This is a genomic window from Ferrovibrio sp. GW821-FHT12F09, from assembly GCF_058806775.1.
The window spans coordinates 115,175-131,409 of the sequence record NZ_JBXAPZ010000001.1 but is presented as its reverse complement, the minus strand read 5'-3'; the positions used below and the strand labels follow the sequence as shown (position 1 = coordinate 131,409).

Below are 16,235 nucleotides of genomic sequence, written 5' to 3'. Positions count from 1 at the left end.
GCCTTACTGAGGCTGCGTGGTCTCGCCGAAGCGCACCGGCGCGCCGATCGGCGTCTGCAGTTCGGCATCCCGCATGGCGAACTGGCCGCGGATGATGGTGGCCATCGGCCAGCCGGTGACGCTGTCGCCGGTGAACGGCGACCAGCCGCATTTCGACTGCAGCCAGCTTTCCTCGATCACCTTCTTCGCCTTCAGGTCGACGACGGTGAAATCGGCATCGTAGCCGAGCGCGATTCGGCCCTTGCCGCTCAGGCCGAAGACGCGCTGGGCGCCGGCCGAGGTCAGGTCGATCAGGCGCTGCAGGGTCAGGCGGCCCTGGTTCATATGGTCGAGCAGCAGCGGCAGCAGGGTCTGCACGCCGGGCATGCCGCTCGGGCTCTGCGGATAGGGCTTGCTCTTTTCCTCTTTGGTATGCGGCGCGTGATCGGACCCGATCACGTCCACCACGCCCGAGCGCACGGCGCGCCACAGGCCCTGGCGATGTTCGTCGCTGCGGATCGGCGGGTTCATCTGCGCATAGGTGCCGAGCCGGTCGTAGCAGTCGGGCGCGAACAGCGTCAGATGCTGCGGCGTGGTCTCCACTGTGGCGATGTCCTTGTGGTCGACCAGGTAATCCATCTCCTGCGCCGTGGTGACATGCAGCACATGCACGCGGCGGCCGACCTTGCGCGCCAGCGTCACCAGACGCCTAGTCGCCAGCAGCGCGCTTTCGGCATCGCGCCATTCCGGATGCAGATGCGCGGTGGCGCCGGCCACCTCGGTCAGGGGCTTGCGGTCGCGCATGCGGTATTCGTCCTCGCAATGCACGGCCATGCGACGCTTGCCGTGGCGCAGCACGCGTTCCAGCGTGGCGTCATCGGCCACCAGCAGGTCACCGGTGGAGGCGCCCATGAACAGTTTCACGCCGGCGCAGCCCGGCAGCTTTTCCAGCTCCGGCAGGTGCTCGACATTTTCCGCCGTGGCGCCGACATAGAAGGCATAATCGCAATGGGCGCGGCCGGACGCGCGCTTCAGCTTGTCGTTCAGCTCTTCGGTGGTGGCGGTGCTCGGCTTGGTGTTCGGCATCTCGAAGACCGCGGTCACGCCGCCCATGGCGGCGGCGGCGGTGCCCGAGGCGAGGTCTTCCTTATGCTCCAGGCCGGGCTCGCGGAAATGCACCTGGGTGTCGATCACGCCGGGCAGCACGGTGAGGCCGTTGGCATCGTAGGTGGCGGCAGTGTCGGCCTGGCCGAGCGACCCGATGGCGACGATCTTGTCCTTGCGGACGCCGATATCGGTCGCCTCGATGCCGTTGGGCGTGGCGACCTGGCCGTTGCGGATGACGAGATCGTAGCGCATGGCGGTTACTCCTGTTCGAGATCGGCCTTCAGATAGCTCAGGATCGGATAGAGGCCGGCCATCAGGGCGATGAGAAAGCCGTAGCGGCCTTCGCGATAGCCCTTGCGGCCGATATAGCATTTGTAGAAGCGGCTGAAGATGCGGCGCACGTTATGGCCAAAGCTGCCGATATCCTTGCCCTCGGCGTGCTGGGCCCGCAGGTCGGCGGCTTTCGCGCTGGTATAGCGGTTGAGCCGGGCGATCATGTCGGTGATGTCGCGGTCGACATAATGGATCATGCGGGCTTTCAGGAAACGCCGCTCGCCCTTCAGTTCCAGTGCCGGATGCACGCGCTGCTCGCCCCAGCTTTTGGCGCCCTTCATGAACAGACGCGGCGCCATCATCACGCCAAACGCGCCACCCCAGCCATAGCGCACCAGGCGCTGGCCGACGTAGTTGTCGAAGGGGATCAGCACATGGCCGAATTTCGCATGGCCGATCAGGTCGCGGATTTCGCGTGCCATCTCGGCCGGCACGCGTTCGTCGCTGTCGACTTCCAGAATCCAGTCGCCGCTGCAGGTGGCAATGCCGGTGTTGCGGCGCGGGCCTTCCAGCGGCCAGCCGCCCTCGACGATCACGGCATTGAAACCCTGCGCGATCTCTTTCGAGCGATCCGTGCAGCGGTCGAGCACGACGACGATCTCGTCGGCGAAGCGCAGCCGCTCCAGGCAGTCGGCGAGCTGGGCTTCCTCGTTATGGGCAACAACCAGTGCGGAGAGTTTGGGCGGCGTCATCGCGATCAGTCCTGGGCCAGGCGCCACATATCCTCGGCCGCCTTCTGGGCCTTGTCGACACTCAGGCTCAGCATATGGCTCTGCTGGCTGGTGTAATCGTAGCCGGGCTGGGCCAGAATCTCTTCGTAGCTCAGGTCGGTGCGGACCGCATTGTTCTTTTCGCCCCAGGGCCCATAGACGGTTTCGCGGCTGGGGCCGAACAGGCCGAGCGTCAGCGTGCCGCTGGCGGCCGCCAGATGCATCAGGCCGCTGTCGTTGCCGATGTAGAGTGCGCAGCGGCGCAGCGCGGCCGAAATGGTGACCAGGTCGAGCCGGCCGACCAGGTCTATGGTGCGGTCGGCGGGCAGCGCGGCGAGCAGCGGCTGCGCCAGCGCCTCTTCGCCCGGGCCGCCGAAGATGGCGATGCGGGCCTTCGGCAGGATGCCGGTCTTCTCGTCGGTGAGACGCAGCGCCAGCTCGGCGAAGCGGTCCGCCGGCCAGGTCTTGCCGCCCCAGTTGGCGGTGGGGCCCAGCGCCAGCACCGGGTGGCCATCTTCGGGCCAGAGCGCCGCTGCCGCCTTGCTGTGGCTGTCGCCGACCCAGACATGGGGCGCCGCCGGCAGTTTGAATTTCATGAAATTGCTGAGCACGATGATCTTGTGCAGCTTCGACCCCGACCCGGTGAAGGTGCGGCGGCGGCGCGCCAGCAGGAACTGGCCGATGGCCGAGCCGCGCAAATCGAGGATCAGCCAGAAGCGGGTGAAGGCCAGCTGCTTCCACAGCTCCCACCAGTGCCGGCCCCAGGGCTGCTTGTGCATCACAATCAGGCGGTCGAGATTCGGCAGGGCTTCGAACACGCCGGCGGCAGCCGGACCGGCGACCACGGTGAAGCGGGCCTTGGGGAACTGCGCGTGCAGCTGGTCGAGGATGCCGGTCGACAAAACGGCGTCGCCCAGGCGGTTGGCGGTGATGAACAGGATGCGCATGGCCGGTTTCTATAAAGACTGGCCGGTTATAGGGGGGGTATCCAGCCTTGCCAAGTCGCTGCCACTCCCATACCTGAGAAGGGCTGAATCCGGAGGTTTTATGGCCGATCTGATCTGTGCCGCCCTGCCTAACCGGGCGCTGCTGCGCCTGGCCGGCGCCGAGGCGCCCGGCTTTCTCAATGCCGTGGTTTCCAACGAGGTCAGCGCGGTCGTTCCGGGCACCGCCGTTTATGCTGCCCTGCTGTCGCCGCAGGGCAAATTCCTGCACGACTTCCTGGTCACCGCCGATGGCAACGGCGATCTGCTGATCGATGTGGCGGCCGAGCGCCTGCCCGATCTGCAGCGCCGGCTGATGCTGTATCGCCTGCGGGCCAAGGTGGAGATCGCGGTGCTGGACGGCTGGCGCGGTTATGCGGTCTTTGGCGCCGAACCGCCTGCATCGGGCGCCGGCCTGCTGTTCGCCGATCCGCGCCTGCCCGCCCTGGGCTGGCGGCTATGGCTGCCGGCCGGCACGGAACCGCCGTTCACGCCAGCCGATCCTGCCATCTACGAGGCGCATCGTCTCGTGCTTGGCGTGCCCGATGGCGTCCGCGATATCGAGGTGGACAAGGGCCTGCTGCTGGAAAACCATTTCGAGGCGCTGCACGGTGTCGACTTCCGCAAGGGCTGCTATATCGGCCAGGAGCTGACGGCGCGCACCAAGTATCGCGGCCTGGTGAAAAAGCAGCTCTATCGCGTGACAGCGCAAGATCCGGATAAGGCCGTTGCGCTGCCGGCCATCGGCACGCCGATCACTGCGAATGGCCAGGAGGTGGGCCAGCTCCGCTCCAGTATGGGCCATACCGGCCTGGCGCTGCTGCGGCTGGATACGGCGCAGCAGGGTGTGGCGCTGGATGCGGCGGGGATTGCGCTCACCGCGCAACGGCCCGACTATGCGGGACCGATTCCCGAGGCGAAGACATAGACCGTTCCATGGCCAAAAAACCGATCACTGCCGTCGCCACCGATGATGGCCGCTGCCGCTGCACCTGGTGCGGCACCGATCCGCTCTATGTGAACTACCACGACACCGAATGGGGCGTGCCTGAATGGGACAGCCGGGCGCTGTTCGAGAAGCTGATCCTCGACGGTTTCCAGGCGGGGCTGTCGTGGATCACCATCCTGCGCAAGCGCGACAACTTCCGCAAAGCCTTCGACGGCTTCGCGCCGGAGAAGATCGTGCGCTATACGCCGAAGAAGCTGGATGCCCTGATGCAGGATGAAGGGATCATCCGCAACAAGGCCAAGATTCACGGCACGGTGGCCAATGCGCGCGGCTGGCTGGAGATCATGGAGCATGAGAAGGGCGGCTTCTCCGGCTATCTGTGGAATTACCTGGATGGCAAGCCGCTGCAGAACGACTGGGCGCACAAGAAACATGTGCCGGCGGAAACACCGCTCAGCCAGACGATCTCGAAGGATCTGCGCAAGCGCGGCTTCACCTTCGTCGGCCCCACCATCGTCTATGCCTTCATGCAGGCGGTGGGCATGATCAACGATCACACCACCGACTGTTTCCGTTACAAGCAGGTGCAGAAACTGAAAAAGCCGCGCGGCTGAAGGCTGCGCGGCTTTTCCATTCGTCAGTCTCTGGCGGGAATTACGCCGCCTGACCGTCCACCGTCAGACCCAGCGCCAGCCGGCCCGACAGACGCTGCTGCGGCAGGGTAGTCAGCGGGTGGTAGCGCGCAGCCTGCAGGTCGCGGAACAATCGTTCGATGCCGTTGTCGCGATAGAAGGCGGCGCCGCCGGCCGCCTCCATCGCCAGGTTCGACATCTCGATCAGCCTGTCGGAGACGATGCCCTTCAGGGTCATGATCTGCGACGTGACATCCGGGCCCGGCGCAGCCGAAGCACCGAGCGCCAGCATCTGCTCATGCGCCGCTGTCGCGGCCGTGAGTGCGGCCTGCATCGCGCCGATCTGCAGCTGGACGTCGCCGTCGTTGCGACGGCGATGGGCCGCCTTCACCACTTCATCACGCAAGCGTTCGGCTACGCCGCGATAAACGCTGTATACCAGCGGGAAGGCGACCAGCGACACCAGATGGAAGAAGGGGTGCCAGACGCCGGCGGGGCGACGGGCCGAGATCGCGCCATCCGGCACGAAGACGTTATCCAGCACCACGTCATGCGAGCCACTGGCGCGCATGCCCAGCGTCTTCCAGGTCTTCTCGATGGCGATGCCCTTGCTGCTCATCGGGATGGCGGCATGCAGCACTTCGTTGCCGCAGATCGCCATGGTCATCATCAGGTTTCCAGCCTCGCAGCCGCTGACAAAACGCTTGCGCGCCGAGAAGTGATAGCCGCCCTCGACCTGCTTGGCGGTACCCGAGCCTTCCAGCCAGTCGTTACCGCCGGTGGAGAGCAGCATCAGCTCTTCGGCCGCGATCTTGCGCAGCGGCGTCTCGACGGCGGCCGGATCGTTGCGCCAGCGCCGCACCAGCATGGCGACCGGATGGGTGTGCATGGCAAAGGCCAGCGCCGTGCCGCTGCAATGGCGGCCAAAGACGCCCAGCATCTCGGCCAGCTCGCGATAGCTGGCGCCACCACCACCCAGCTCGGCCGGAATGCCGACGGAGAGAAGCTTGCTCGCCTTCAGCTGCGCGAAATTGTCGACCGGAAAACGGTCGGCCGCGTCGTGCGTAGCGGCCTCGGCGGCGAAGGATTTCGCCAGCACCTGGATACGTTCTGCCAGGTCTGAATTGGCGGATTTCTGGGAAATAACAGTATGGAGAGACATGGCGGAATCACCCTGTTGAGTCATTGTCGGGCGCAGACCATGCCTGTTAGATACCGGGCGGCGATAGTTCGAAAAGTGAACCCGGATCGCCGCTGCCACTCCAAGTTGGTCTATGCACATGACGACAGGCTACGGAACGTTTTGTCCGGTGGCTAAGGCTGCCGAAGTGTTTGCCAATCGGTGGACGCCCCTGATTCTCACCGAGATGATGAAGGGTAGCGACCGCTTCAGCGATATCCAGAACGGCGTCCCGATGATGCCGCGCAGCCTGCTGGCGCGCCGACTGAAGGAGATGGAGCAGAGCGGGCTGATCCTGCGTATCCCCTTCGAGAACGGCCGTGGCCATCTCTATCGCCTGACCGAGGCCGGCAACGACCTGCGCATGGTGGTCAACCAGCTCGCCGCCTGGGGCAGTGTCTGGCGTCTCCCCTATCTCGACGCCAAGGACCGCAATGTCAGCTTCCTGATGTGGTTCCTGCGCCAGGTGCTGCTGCCGCGAACAGAGCTGCCGGCGCGCTATGTGCTGCAGTTCGATTTCCGCAACGTGCCCAAGCGCGACCACAAGCTGCGGCAATGGTGGCTGATCCGGCGCGATGACGAGATCGAGCTCTGCTACACTGATATGGGGTTCGAGCCGGACCTGGTGATCGATGCCGATCTTGACGTGATCACCCGCGTAGTGGTGGGCGTCGCCAGCCTGCGTCAGGCGCGCATCGCCGGCGATATCGTCTTCTCGACCAATACGGATCTGGCGGCACGGCTGGTGGCGGCGCTGGAACTGAAAGAGCCGCCGCAGATGCGGCTGATGCGGGTGCCGAGCGGTGCCGAGCTGGCGGCGCTGACACCGGGCCGGTCCGAGGCCGGATCGGCAGGCGAGCCTAGAACGAAGAGCCGGGCTGCTTAAGGAATTCGATTTCTTCCGGCGAACTCTCGCGTCCCAGCGCGGCGTTGCGATGGGGGAAGCGACCGAAGCGGGCAACGATCGCGCGATGCTTGTCCGCCCATAGCGCCAGGTCATGGCCGGGCATGTCCTTGTCCAGCGCCGAGAACAGCAGATGCGCCAGCTCCTGGTCGGCGATCTGTTCGCTATGCTCGAACGGCATGTAGAAGAACAGCCGCATCACGGGCGGCAATGCGATATCGAAACCGCGATCCACGGCCTGGCGCGCCACGGTCCGGGCGCGGGCATCGCCGGCAAAGGCCTTGGCCTGGCCGCGGAAGATATTGCGGGTGAACTGGTCGAGCAGGAGCACCAGTGCGAGCGCGCCGTCCGGCGTCTCGGCCCAGTCGGAATGGCCTTCTGCCAAGGCCGATTCCACGGCCGCGCCAAAGCGTTCGGCAATCAGCGCATCGAACGCGGCATTCTTTTCATACCAGGCCTGGCGGAAGGCCAGGGCTTTGCCGTTGCCGCGCTCGAACCAGAAATCCAGTACGTCGTCAGAGGTCAGCGGTTTGTCGGAGGCGGTGGCGGCAGTCACGATTCGATACTCTCCCAATGCCAGTAGCCGATGACATGGCGCGCCAGGCCGGTCTCATCAAGCAGCGGCGCCAGGATACGCTGAAAGACAATGAACTCCCGGTTCTGCTTCAGCGAGGTGCGCCGGGCGAAGCAGGGCTGGCCGCCATCCAGAACGCGACGGTATTCCTGCTCGAAGTCCAGAACCTGCGAAGGCGTATAAAGTTCATCGAAGCTGCGCCCGCTGTAGTCGCGGCCGGTGGCGCGGCGATGCCCGGTGCCGAGCAGGCGGAAGCGCAGATGCAGGCGGCCGCCCCCCTGTATGTCGCTCTGGGGCTGCGCCTCAACGAGGCCGATATTGGGGAGCAACCCGCGCGGGATCAGCAGCGGATCGACGCTGCGCCGTGACGGTATGCCGCCGGCCGCGGTTTCCAGTGCGCGCCAGTAGGCAAGGAATGCCTCCAGTGGCGGCGGCAGCGCCGCCGGCCAGTCGGCCTGATTCTGTGTTTCGGGCGCTGTGGTCATCGCCCCTCCCTGTCCCCCCAGACTAGGCAGGTTCGGTCCCGCTGCCCAGACCCGTGAAATGCCCAGACGGGTCTGCTAGCCTGCCCGTCAAACGGGAGAGAAACAGATGAACCAGATCGAATTGAAGGGTAAGCGCGGCGTTGTGACCGGCGGTGCGCAGGGTATCGGACGCGCCGTCGCCGAACGGCTGCTGCGCTCAGGCGCCAGTGTGGCGATCTGGGATGTCGACCTGGCCCTGGCGCAAAAGGCGGCGCAGGAGATGGGGGCTCTGGGTCGCGCGGTTGCCCTGCAGGCCGATGTGACCCAATGGACCAGTATCGAGGCGGTGGCCGCCGAGACGGCCAAAACGCTCGGTGGCATCGACCTGCTGGTCAACAATGCCGGCATCGCCGGACCCAATGCCCCTGTCGACGCCTATCCGCTGGAGGCCTGGCAGCAGGTGATCGATATCGACCTGACCGGGGTGTTCCACTGCTGCCGCGCTGTGGTGCCGCATATGAAGGCCCAGAAATACGGCCGCATCGTGAATGTGGCCTCGATTGCCGGCAAGGAAGGCAACCCCAATGCCAGCGCCTACAGCGCCGCCAAGGCGGGCGTGATCGCGCTGACCAAATCGCTGGGTAAGGAACTGGCCGGACTGGATATTGCCGTCAATTGCATCACCCCGGCCGCGGCAAAAACCGCGATCTTCGACCAGATGACGCAGACCCATATCGACTATATGCTGTCCAAGATCCCGCGTGGCCGCTTTGTCGCGGTAGACGAGATCGCCGCCATGGTGGCCTGGCTGCTGTCGGCGGAGAATTCGTTCACCACCGGCGCCGTTTTCGACGTCAGCGGCGGGCGCGCCACGTACTGAGTATTCTGGAGTAACGATGCTCGAAAGCCGTGAGGCCAAATTTGCGATCGGCGATGTGGTCAAGCACCGCCTGTTCCCGTTCCGCGGCGTGATTTACGACGTCGATCCGGTGTTCAACAACACCGAGGAATGGTGGCAGGCGATTCCGCCCGACCTGCGTCCGCGCAAGGACCAGCCGTTTTATCATCTGCTGGCCGAGAATGCGCAGGGGCCTTATGTGGCCTATGTGTCGGAGCAGAACCTGTTGCCGGATTCCGATGCGGGCCCGGTGAACCATCCCGATATCGGCAAGCATTTCGGCGCCTTCCGCGCCGGGCGTTACCAGTGGCGGACCAGCGCTGTCACGCGCATGTAAATCCTGCGCAACGGGGGAGGGGCTCATGCAACGACGACAGCTCTTGCAGATGATCGGCGGCGGTGCGGTGCTGTTGCCGGCGGCATCTGCCCTGGCCCAGTTCGATATCCTGACCGCGCCCAAGACCCTGGTGGATCGCGCCATCGAGGCGCGCAAGGCCGCCGATATCGCCAAGGACAACGAGATCGTCCTCAAGGTCAACAAGGTGATGGCCGAGGTGAAGTCGGTCAAAGCCTCAACCGAGATCTACGAGCAGCGCCTGCTCATCACCGGCCTGTTCGATGACAAGGCCGATTACGACAAGTTCGAAAAAGGCGTGCGTGCCATCCCCGATGTGAAAAAGCTCTACTGGCATGCGGTCCATCTCTCGCCGGCCGAGCAGGAAAAGCGCAAGACCGAGCTGATCAAGTGGACCGATGTCACCGTGCTGGAAAGCAAGGGCAAGGGACGTCTGATCGGCACGCGCGGCGTTGCCGATGTGAATTTCCGTCTCTGCTCCGATGCTTTTGGCACGATCTATCTGCTCGGTCGTGCCCGCAGCAAGGACGAGATGGACAAGGCCCTGGCGCGCGCCAAAGACGGTGAAGGTGTGCGCAAGCTGGTGAATTACGTCGAAGTGCGCGCCTGAGGGTTATTCGGCTGCGTAGACCTGGCCGCGTTTGGCGGTGAGGCTGACGCGGTCGCCGGGCTGCAGCGGGCGCAGGGCGAAACGGTCATGCAGCTGCATGATCTCGATGACGCGGCCGTCGGGGAGTTCTGCCTCGCTGCGCACCAGAGCGCCAACCGGCGACACGAAGCGGATCACTGCCTTGCCGTCAGTCGTCGGCTCGGCATTGATGTCATGTGGCCGCACGTAGAGCCGCGCCGGACCGTTGGGCAGATGCACGGTCGGCAGCACGGAGGTATCCAGCCCCGCCACATGCGGCCGGCCGGCCACGATGTTGCAGTCGATCTCGTTCACATCGCCGAGGAAATGGCTGACGAAGGGTGTCTTCGGATTGCTGTAGAGCGTGACCGGCGTATCGACCTGCTCGATGCGCCCCTTGTCCATCACCACCACGCGATCGGCCAGTTCCAGGGCCTCTTCCTGGTCATGAGTGACGAAAACCGAGGTCATGCCGAGCTGCTCATGCAGGCGGCGCAGCCAGCGGCGCAGCTCCTTGCGCACCTTGGCATCCAGGGCGCCGAAGGGTTCGTCCAGCAGCAGCACCTGCGGCTCGATGGCCAGCGCCCTCGCGAGAGCGATACGCTGGCGCTGACCGCCCGAGAGCTGCGAGGGCATGCGTTCGGCCAGCCAGTCGAGCTGCACCAGCTGCAGCAGCTCGGTCACGCGGCGACGGATTTCATCGTCGCTCGGCCGCTCCTGCTTCGGCCGCACGCGCAGGCCGAAGGCGACATTCTCGAACACCGTCATATGCCGGAACAGCGCATAATGCTGGAACACGAAGCCGACATGGCGCTCGCCCACCGGACGCCGGGCCGTGCTCTTGCCATCGAAGCGGATATCGCCCGTATCGGGGCGATCCAGGCCGGCGATCAGGCGCAGCAAGGTGGTCTTTCCTGAACCCGAAGGACCAAGCAGCGCCATCAGTTCGCCGCTCTTGATGTCTAGGTCGACGCTGCGCAGGGCCTGGAAGCTGCCGAACTGGCGGCTGACGCCGGCGATCTCGATGCGCATGCTTAACTGTCCTTATCCGGTCTGGCGTGCGCCAGTTTCCATTCCAGTGCAGTCTTGGCGGCCAGCGTCACGATAGCGAGCAGGGCCAGCAGCGAAGAGACGGCAAAGGCGGCGACGAAGTTGTATTCGTTGTAGAGAATCTCTACATGCAACGGCATGGTGTTGGTCAGGCCGCGCACATGGCCCGACACCACCGAGACGGCGCCGAACTCACCCATGGCGCGGGCGTTGCACAGCAGAACGCCATAGAGCAAAGCCCATTTCACATTGGGCAGGGTCACGCGCCAGAAGGTCTGCCAGCCGCTGGCGCCCAGCGAGATCGCGGCTTCCTCTTCCGTCGTGCCCTGCTCCTGCATGATCGGGATCAGTTCGCGCGCCACGAAGGGGAAGGTGACGAAGGTGGTGGCCAGCACGATGCCGGGGATGGCGAAGATGATCTTCAGGTCGTGCTCGCGCAGCCAGGGCCCGAACCAGCCCTGGAGGCCGAACATCAGAACAAAGACCAGGCCGGAGATCACCGGCGAGACCGAGAAGGGCAGGTCGATCAGGGTGATCAGGACGCTCTTGCCGCGGAATTCGAACTTGGCGATCGCCCAGGAGGCCACCAGGCCGAAGACGACATTGAGTGGCACGACAATGATGGCCGTGCCCAGAGTCAGCCAGATCGCCGACAGCGCATCGGGATCGGTCAGGGCTTTGATATAGACCTGCCAGCCCTGCCGGAAGGCCTCGACGAAGACCATGATCAGCGGGACAAAGATGAAGAGTCCGATGAAAGCCAGCGCGATGGTTATCAGCGCCCAGCGCAGCGGCAGGGCGCCGGCCCGTTCGATGCGCCGCGCCTGGTTGCGCGTGCCTGCAATTGCTGCCCCCGCCATCGGCCTATCTCCGCTTTTCGCGTCGTTCGGCCCAGCGCTGCAGGCCATTGATCGCCAGCAGCAGTACAAACGAGGCCATCAGCATGACGGCGGCAATGGCCGCAGCACCGCCATAAGAGAATTCCTCCAGCTTGATGACGATCAGCAGTGGCGCGATCTCGGAAATCATCGGCAGGTTGCCGGCGATGAAGATCACCGAGCCATACTCGCCCAGGGCCCGGGCGAAGGCGAGCGCGAAGCCGGTCAGCGTGGCCGGCAGGATGCTGGGCCAGATCACGCGGGAAAACACCTGCCAGGGCGTGGCGCCCAGGCTTTCGGCGGCTTCTTCCACCTCGCGGTCGAAATCCTGCAGCACCGGCTGCACCGTGCGCACCACAAAGGGCAGGCCGATGAAAACCAGGGCGAAGACCACGCCCAGCGGCGTGAAGGATACCTTGATGCCGTAATCCGCCACGATGCTGCCAAGCCAGCCATTCTCGGCCCAGAGCGTGGTCAGCGCGATGCCGGCAATCGCGGTGGGCAATGCGAACGGAATGTCGATCAGCGCATCGATGGCGCGCTTGCCGAAAAAGTCGTAGCGCACCAGCACCCAGGCCACCAGCAGGCCGAAGACGGCATTGATGGCGGCGGCGATCAGCGCGGCGCCGAAACTCAGGCGCAGCGCCGCCAGCACCCGTGGCGTGCTGACGGTTGTCCAGAAGCCATCCCAGCCCAGCGTGGCGGATTTCAGGAACAGGCCAGCCAGCGGCACCAGGACGATCAGGCAGAGCCAGAACAGGCTCAGGCCCAGCGTGATCCCGAAGCCGGGGATGACGCTGGGCTGCGGCTTGAAGGGAATGCGGGAGAGGGCTTGCGACACAGATTATTTTCCGGGTGTGTAGATCTGGTCGAAGACGCCGCCGTCGCCGAAATGCGCCTTCTGGGTCTTGGTCCAGCCGCCGAACTGCTCGTCGATAGTGAATAGTTTGAGCTGCGGGAAGGTGTTGGCGTGTTTCGCCGTCACCTCGGCATTGCGCGGCCGGTAGTAGTGCTTGGCCGAAATCTCCTGGCCTTCCCTGGTATAGAGGAAGTTCAGATAGGCTTCGGCCACCTTGCGGGTGCCGCGCTTGTCCACCACCTTGTCGACCACCGCCACCGGCGGCTCGGCCAGGATGGAAATGCTCGGCACCACGATGTCGAACTTGTCCTTGCCCAGTTCATTGATGGCGAGGAAGGCTTCGTTCTCCCAGGCCAGCAGCACGTCGCCCAGATTGCGCTGGACAAAGGTGATGGTGCTGCCGCGGGCGCCGGTATCCAGAACCGGCACGTTCTTGAACAGTGCCTGGACGAATGTCTTCGCCGCATCCTCGCTGCCGGTCCGGCGCGCTTCGTAGCCCCAGGCGGCGAGATAGTTCCAGCGTGCGCCGCCCGAGGTCTTTGGGTTCGGCGTGATCACTTTCACATCCGGCTTGATCAGGTCGTTCCAGTCCTTGATACCCTTCGGGTTGCCCTTGCGCACCAGGAAGACGATGGTGGAGGTGTAGGGCGACGCGTTATCGGGCAGCTTCTTCTGCCAGTCCTTGGCCAGCAGACCGAATTCGGCGATCTCGTCGATATCGGAGGCCAGTGCCAGGGTCACCACATCGGATTCCAGGCCGTCGATCACCGAGCGCGCCTGCTTGCCCGAGCCGCCATGGCTGACACGGATGGTTAGCTTCTGCTTGGCCTCGGCTTCCCATTTCTTGGCGAAGGCGGCATTGACCTCCTGGTACAACTCGCGCGTCGGATCGTAGGACACGTTGAGCAGGGTGATGCTTTGGGCTGTCGCTGCGGAAGCGGCCAGCAGAACGGTGGCAGCCGCAAGAAGACCGATGACGCGTCGCATGTCGTCTCTCCTCAATCTGGGATCGGAATAACGAACGATCAGATGTCCGGGTGCCAGGACGCCGTGCCAAAACTGGTTTCGACATAGTCTACCAGATCGGCGGCGGCGCGTGACAAGGGGCGACTGGTGTCCAGCGACAGATCGGCTTTTGCCGGGATTTCATAGGGTGCGGAAATACCGGTGAAATTGGCAATCTCTCCGGCGCGGGCCCGTTTATACAAGCCCTTGGGGTCACGGGCTTCGCAGGTCGCTAGATCGGCTTTGACATAAATCTCGCGGAAGTTGGCGCCGATAATATCCCGCGCCTGGTCGCGCTGACGCTGCAGCGGCGAGATGGCGGAAACCAGGACCAGAAGCCCGTTCTCGGCCATCAGCCTGGCCACTTCCGCGAGGCGGCGAAGATTCTCGTTGCGGTCTTCGTCGCTGAATCCGAGATCGCGGTTCAGGCCGTGGCGCAGATTGTCGCCGTCCAGAACGGCAACATGCCTGCCATGGGAAAACAGCAGGCGCTGCACCGCCATGGCGATGGTCGATTTGCCAGCGCCGGACAGGCCGGTCATCCACAGTACGCCGCCGCGATGGCCGTTCGCGTCGATCCGCTCCTGCAGCGTGACGCTGGAATCGACCGCAACAATGTCGTTGGCGGCGCGCGGCGCCACGCTTTCGACCACCAGGCCGCCGGCGATCTGCGGCCCGCGGATCAGTACACCGCGACCGGTCCGCGGCGAGGCATCGTAGAGATCGAGCGCCAGCGGACGCCGGCTGCGCAGCAGCACGCGGGCGACGCCGTTGCGTTCGATCTGGGTGGCGGCCGTGCTGCCCAGGGTTTCGACATCCAGCGATTCGTGAATGGCTTCCACTTCCACATCGCGCTCGGCGGTGCCGATCTTGAGCGTCAGGCGGTCGCCCTTACGCAGCGGCACCTTGTCGAGCCAGAACAGCCGCACGGTGATGCGGCTGGCATCCAGCGGGCGGTGGTCGGGCGCCGAGGCCAGCACGCCGCGTTCGACGAAGACTTCCTCATCCAGCGTGAAGGCGACGCTTTCGCCGGCCAGGGCCTCGCGGCGTGGCGCGGCGGCGTTCCAGCTTTCCAGGCTGGCGACCGTGGCTTCGCGGCCGAGCGGCGCGAAGCGGATGCGGTCGCCCACGGTCAGGCGGCCGCTTTCGATGCGGCCGACCACGACGCGCTTGTCATCGAAGCGATACAGGTCCTGCACGGCCAGCCGCAGCGGCTGGTCGACCAGCGGGGCGCGCGGTGTGAAACTGTCCAGGGCCTCGATCAGGGTCGGCCCCTGATACCAGGGCGTCTGGACGGCGCGGCTCGCGACATTGCCGCCGTGACGGGCCGAAACCGGCACCAGTGCCGTCGCCGTGATCCCGATGCCGGCCAGATAATCGCGCACGGCGCCGGCGACGGCATTGAAGGCGGCTTCGTCATGGCCGATCAGGTCGATCTTGTTGACGGCCACGGCGACCTGGCGGATCCCTAGCAGGTGCAGCAGGTAGGCATGGCGCCGGGTCTGCTCGGCCAGACCCTGGGCCGCATCCACCACCAGGATGGCGGCGTCGGCCTGGGCCGCGCCGGTCACCATGTTCTTCAGAAACTCTTTATGTCCCGGCGCATCAATGATGACATAGCGCCGCTGCGGCGTGGCGAACCAGATCTGCGTGGTGTCCACCGTGATGCCCTGGTCGCGTTCGACCTGCAGGGCGTCGAGCAGGAACGACCATTCGAATTCCAGGCCGCGTTTTTCCGAGACCGCCTGCAGCTGCTCCAGCTTGCCCTTGGGCAGCGAATCCGTGTCATGCAGCAGCCGGCCGACCAGGGTCGACTTGCCATGGTCGACATGGCCGACGATGACGATCGGGAAGGCGCGGCCCCTGGACAGGTTGGCGGGCTGGTTGGCGAGTTTGGGGTGGGTGGCCAGATCGATCACGGACATGGCAGCGCTCATCACATATACCCCGCCACGCGCAGGCGTTCGAAGGCGTCCTCGGAATCGTGGTCCATGGCGCGCCCGGCGCGTTCGGGCTCGCGCGTCACTTCCAGCTCGGCGATGATCTGTTCGATAGTGGCGGCCGGGCTGTCGATCGGGAAGGTGATACCGATCTCGCCCAGCGAGCGGAAACGCTTGGCATTCTGGTCAGCGAAATACAGTGGCACGACCGGAATCTGTTCGCGCTGGATGTAGCGCCAGATATCGATCTCGGTCCAGTGCAGCAGCGGATGGACGCGCATATGCACGCCCTCGGGCAGATCGGCGGCGAAATGGTCCCACAGCTCGGGCGGCTGGTCGCGGAAATCCCAGGCGCCGTCATCGCCGCGCGGGCTGAAATAGCGCTCTTTCGCGCGCGTCGCCTGCTCGTCGCGGCGGATGCCGGCGATCACGCCCTTCCAGTCGTATTTGGCAATCGCCGCCTTCAGGCCAAGCGTCTTACGCGCAGCGATGCGCGAATTATGCGGCAGGGTCGGATCGGTGGCCTCGATCGGCGGGCAGGCATCCTTGATCAGGTCGAGACCCCATTCGGCGGCATAGCGGTCGCGGAAGGCATAGGTCTCGGGGAATTCCAGGCCGGTATCCAGATGGGCGACGGGAAACGGCACGCGACCGAGGAAGGCCTTTTTGGCCAGCCAGATCATGACGTTGGAATCCTTGCCCAGGGACCACAGCATGGCCAGCGGTTTGATGCGGCTGTAGGCCTCGCGCAGGATGTAGATGCTCTGGGCTTCGAGCGAGTCGAGATCGTCGGTCATAACGGGATTG

General features: G+C 64.8%; 18 protein-coding genes. 6 read left to right on the top strand and 12 right to left on the bottom strand.

Features of this window, described 5'->3' with window-relative positions; all coding sequences use genetic code 11:
* Positions 1-3: 3 nt before the first annotated feature.
* The 3 genes from AC1ROB_RS00700 to AC1ROB_RS00690 are packed head-to-tail and all read right to left on the bottom strand — an operon-like array spanning position 4 to position 3,076.
* The gene (locus tag AC1ROB_RS00700; RefSeq protein WP_492972689.1) at positions 4-1,338 is read right to left on the bottom strand and encodes a dihydroorotase; all 1,335 of its coding nucleotides are present in this window, start codon (positions 1,336-1,338) and stop codon (positions 4-6) included.
* A 5-nt stretch (positions 1,339-1,343) separates the two neighbouring features.
* Positions 1,344-2,111 (bottom strand): glycosyltransferase family 2 protein, encoded by a 768-nt coding sequence (locus AC1ROB_RS00695; RefSeq protein WP_492972690.1) that lies wholly within the window; start codon positions 2,109-2,111, stop codon positions 1,344-1,346.
* Between the two features lie 5 nt (positions 2,112-2,116).
* The gene (locus AC1ROB_RS00690) at positions 2,117-3,076 is read right to left on the bottom strand and encodes a glycosyltransferase family 9 protein (RefSeq protein WP_492972691.1); all 960 of its coding nucleotides are present in this window, start codon (positions 3,074-3,076) and stop codon (positions 2,117-2,119) included.
* 100 nt (positions 3,077-3,176) lie between these two features.
* Here AC1ROB_RS00690 and ygfZ point away from each other — a divergent pair, with 100 nt between their 5' ends.
* Positions 3,177-4,040 carry a CAF17-like 4Fe-4S cluster assembly/insertion protein YgfZ gene (gene ygfZ, locus AC1ROB_RS00685; protein WP_492972692.1) on the top strand — a complete coding sequence of 288 codons (864 nt, stop codon included), beginning with the start codon at positions 3,177-3,179 and terminating at the stop codon, positions 4,038-4,040.
* 8 nt (positions 4,041-4,048) lie between these two features.
* On the top strand, positions 4,049-4,675 hold the full coding sequence (locus AC1ROB_RS00680; protein ID WP_492972693.1) for a DNA-3-methyladenine glycosylase I: 627 nt from the start codon (positions 4,049-4,051) through the stop codon (positions 4,673-4,675).
* 40 nt (positions 4,676-4,715) lie between these two features.
* Here AC1ROB_RS00680 and AC1ROB_RS00675 read toward each other — a convergent pair whose 3' ends face one another.
* Entirely contained in the window at positions 4,716-5,855 is a 1,140-nt protein-coding gene (locus AC1ROB_RS00675) for an acyl-CoA dehydrogenase family protein (RefSeq protein ID WP_492972694.1), read from the bottom strand.
* Between the two features lie 166 nt (positions 5,856-6,021).
* Here AC1ROB_RS00675 and AC1ROB_RS00670 point away from each other — a divergent pair, with 166 nt between their 5' ends.
* Positions 6,022-6,759, top strand: coding sequence for a winged helix-turn-helix transcriptional regulator (locus AC1ROB_RS00670; RefSeq protein WP_492972695.1), 738 nt, complete (start codon positions 6,022-6,024; stop codon positions 6,757-6,759).
* On the opposite strand, the gene AC1ROB_RS00665 is transcribed toward AC1ROB_RS00670, so the two are convergent.
* Both AC1ROB_RS00665 and AC1ROB_RS00660 read right to left on the bottom strand, forming a co-directional pair.
* Positions 6,734-7,333: a DUF924 family protein gene (locus tag AC1ROB_RS00665; RefSeq protein WP_492972696.1), complete on the bottom strand. Its 600-nt coding sequence runs from the start codon at positions 7,331-7,333 to the stop codon at positions 6,734-6,736. The two genes, AC1ROB_RS00670 and AC1ROB_RS00665, sit on opposite strands and share 26 nt — an antisense overlap.
* On the bottom strand, positions 7,330-7,836 hold the full coding sequence (locus AC1ROB_RS00660) for a PAS domain-containing protein (RefSeq protein WP_492972697.1): 507 nt from the start codon (positions 7,834-7,836) through the stop codon (positions 7,330-7,332). Before AC1ROB_RS00660 ends, AC1ROB_RS00665 begins: the two co-directional genes overlap by 4 nt.
* 106 nt (positions 7,837-7,942) lie before the next feature.
* Here AC1ROB_RS00660 and AC1ROB_RS00655 point away from each other — a divergent pair, with 106 nt between their 5' ends.
* Genes AC1ROB_RS00655 through AC1ROB_RS00645 form a run of 3 tightly spaced genes read left to right on the top strand, consistent with a single transcriptional unit; the run spans position 7,943 to position 9,678 of the window.
* Positions 7,943-8,695, top strand: coding sequence for an SDR family NAD(P)-dependent oxidoreductase (locus tag AC1ROB_RS00655; protein WP_492972698.1), 753 nt, complete (start codon positions 7,943-7,945; stop codon positions 8,693-8,695).
* Between the two features lie 16 nt (positions 8,696-8,711).
* On the top strand, positions 8,712-9,050 hold the full coding sequence (gene hspQ, locus AC1ROB_RS00650; RefSeq protein WP_492972699.1) for a heat shock protein HspQ: 339 nt from the start codon (positions 8,712-8,714) through the stop codon (positions 9,048-9,050).
* Positions 9,051-9,075: 25 nt separating this feature from the next.
* On the top strand, positions 9,076-9,678 hold the full coding sequence (locus AC1ROB_RS00645; RefSeq protein ID WP_492972700.1) for a BON domain-containing protein: 603 nt from the start codon (positions 9,076-9,078) through the stop codon (positions 9,676-9,678).
* A gap of 3 nt (positions 9,679-9,681) precedes the next feature.
* On the opposite strand, the gene AC1ROB_RS00640 is transcribed toward AC1ROB_RS00645, so the two are convergent.
* The 6 genes from AC1ROB_RS00640 to cysD are packed head-to-tail and all read right to left on the bottom strand — an operon-like array spanning position 9,682 to position 16,225.
* Positions 9,682-10,728 carry a sulfate/molybdate ABC transporter ATP-binding protein gene (locus AC1ROB_RS00640; protein ID WP_492972701.1) on the bottom strand — a complete coding sequence of 349 codons (1,047 nt, stop codon included), beginning with the start codon at positions 10,726-10,728 and terminating at the stop codon, positions 9,682-9,684.
* A 2-nt stretch (positions 10,729-10,730) separates the two neighbouring features.
* Positions 10,731-11,606, bottom strand: a complete 876-nt coding sequence (gene cysW, locus AC1ROB_RS00635; RefSeq protein WP_492972702.1) for a sulfate ABC transporter permease subunit CysW — start codon at positions 11,604-11,606, stop codon at positions 10,731-10,733.
* A 4-nt stretch (positions 11,607-11,610) separates the two neighbouring features.
* Positions 11,611-12,465 carry a sulfate ABC transporter permease subunit CysT gene (gene cysT / locus AC1ROB_RS00630; RefSeq protein ID WP_492972703.1) on the bottom strand — a complete coding sequence of 285 codons (855 nt, stop codon included), beginning with the start codon at positions 12,463-12,465 and terminating at the stop codon, positions 11,611-11,613.
* 3 nt (positions 12,466-12,468) lie between these two features.
* Positions 12,469-13,470 carry a sulfate ABC transporter substrate-binding protein gene (locus AC1ROB_RS00625; protein ID WP_492972704.1) on the bottom strand — a complete coding sequence of 334 codons (1,002 nt, stop codon included), beginning with the start codon at positions 13,468-13,470 and terminating at the stop codon, positions 12,469-12,471.
* Positions 13,471-13,508: 38 nt separating this feature from the next.
* The gene (cysC, locus tag AC1ROB_RS00620) at positions 13,509-15,425 is read right to left on the bottom strand and encodes an adenylyl-sulfate kinase (protein ID WP_492972705.1); all 1,917 of its coding nucleotides are present in this window, start codon (positions 15,423-15,425) and stop codon (positions 13,509-13,511) included.
* Entirely contained in the window at positions 15,425-16,225 is an 801-nt protein-coding gene (cysD, locus tag AC1ROB_RS00615; protein ID WP_492972706.1) for a sulfate adenylyltransferase subunit CysD, read from the bottom strand. The genes cysC and cysD overlap by 1 nt, the downstream gene beginning before the upstream one ends.
* Positions 16,226-16,235 lie beyond the last annotated feature (10 nt).

What these genes read in the sequence shown, in the direction of transcription:
- AC1ROB_RS00660 (WP_492972697.1), bottom strand. Translation starts at nt 7,836, where the DNA reads ATGACCACAGCGCCCGAAACACAGAATCAGGCCGACTGGCCGGCGGCG.
- AC1ROB_RS00645 (WP_492972700.1), top strand. Translation starts at nt 9,076, where the DNA reads ATGCAACGACGACAGCTCTTGCAGATGATCGGCGGCGGTGCGGTGCTG.
- AC1ROB_RS00625 (WP_492972704.1), bottom strand. Translation starts at nt 13,470, where the DNA reads ATGCGACGCGTCATCGGTCTTCTTGCGGCTGCCACCGTTCTGCTGGCC.
- AC1ROB_RS00655 (WP_492972698.1), top strand. Translation starts at nt 7,943, where the DNA reads ATGAACCAGATCGAATTGAAGGGTAAGCGCGGCGTTGTGACCGGCGGT.
- AC1ROB_RS00680 (WP_492972693.1), top strand. Translation starts at nt 4,049, where the DNA reads ATGGCCAAAAAACCGATCACTGCCGTCGCCACCGATGATGGCCGCTGC.
- AC1ROB_RS00695 (WP_492972690.1), bottom strand. Translation starts at nt 2,111, where the DNA reads ATGACGCCGCCCAAACTCTCCGCACTGGTTGTTGCCCATAACGAGGAA.
- AC1ROB_RS00675 (WP_492972694.1), bottom strand. Translation starts at nt 5,855, where the DNA reads ATGTCTCTCCATACTGTTATTTCCCAGAAATCCGCCAATTCAGACCTG.
- cysW (WP_492972702.1), bottom strand. Translation starts at nt 11,606, where the DNA reads ATGGCGGGGGCAGCAATTGCAGGCACGCGCAACCAGGCGCGGCGCATC.
- ygfZ (WP_492972692.1), top strand. Translation starts at nt 3,177, where the DNA reads ATGGCCGATCTGATCTGTGCCGCCCTGCCTAACCGGGCGCTGCTGCGC.
- cysC (WP_492972705.1), bottom strand. Translation starts at nt 15,425, where the DNA reads ATGAGCGCTGCCATGTCCGTGATCGATCTGGCCACCCACCCCAAACTC.
- hspQ (WP_492972699.1), top strand. Translation starts at nt 8,712, where the DNA reads ATGCTCGAAAGCCGTGAGGCCAAATTTGCGATCGGCGATGTGGTCAAG.
- cysD (WP_492972706.1), bottom strand. Translation starts at nt 16,225, where the DNA reads ATGACCGACGATCTCGACTCGCTCGAAGCCCAGAGCATCTACATCCTG.
- AC1ROB_RS00690 (WP_492972691.1), bottom strand. Translation starts at nt 3,076, where the DNA reads ATGCGCATCCTGTTCATCACCGCCAACCGCCTGGGCGACGCCGTTTTG.
- AC1ROB_RS00640 (WP_492972701.1), bottom strand. Translation starts at nt 10,728, where the DNA reads ATGCGCATCGAGATCGCCGGCGTCAGCCGCCAGTTCGGCAGCTTCCAG.
- AC1ROB_RS00700 (WP_492972689.1), bottom strand. Translation starts at nt 1,338, where the DNA reads ATGCGCTACGATCTCGTCATCCGCAACGGCCAGGTCGCCACGCCCAAC.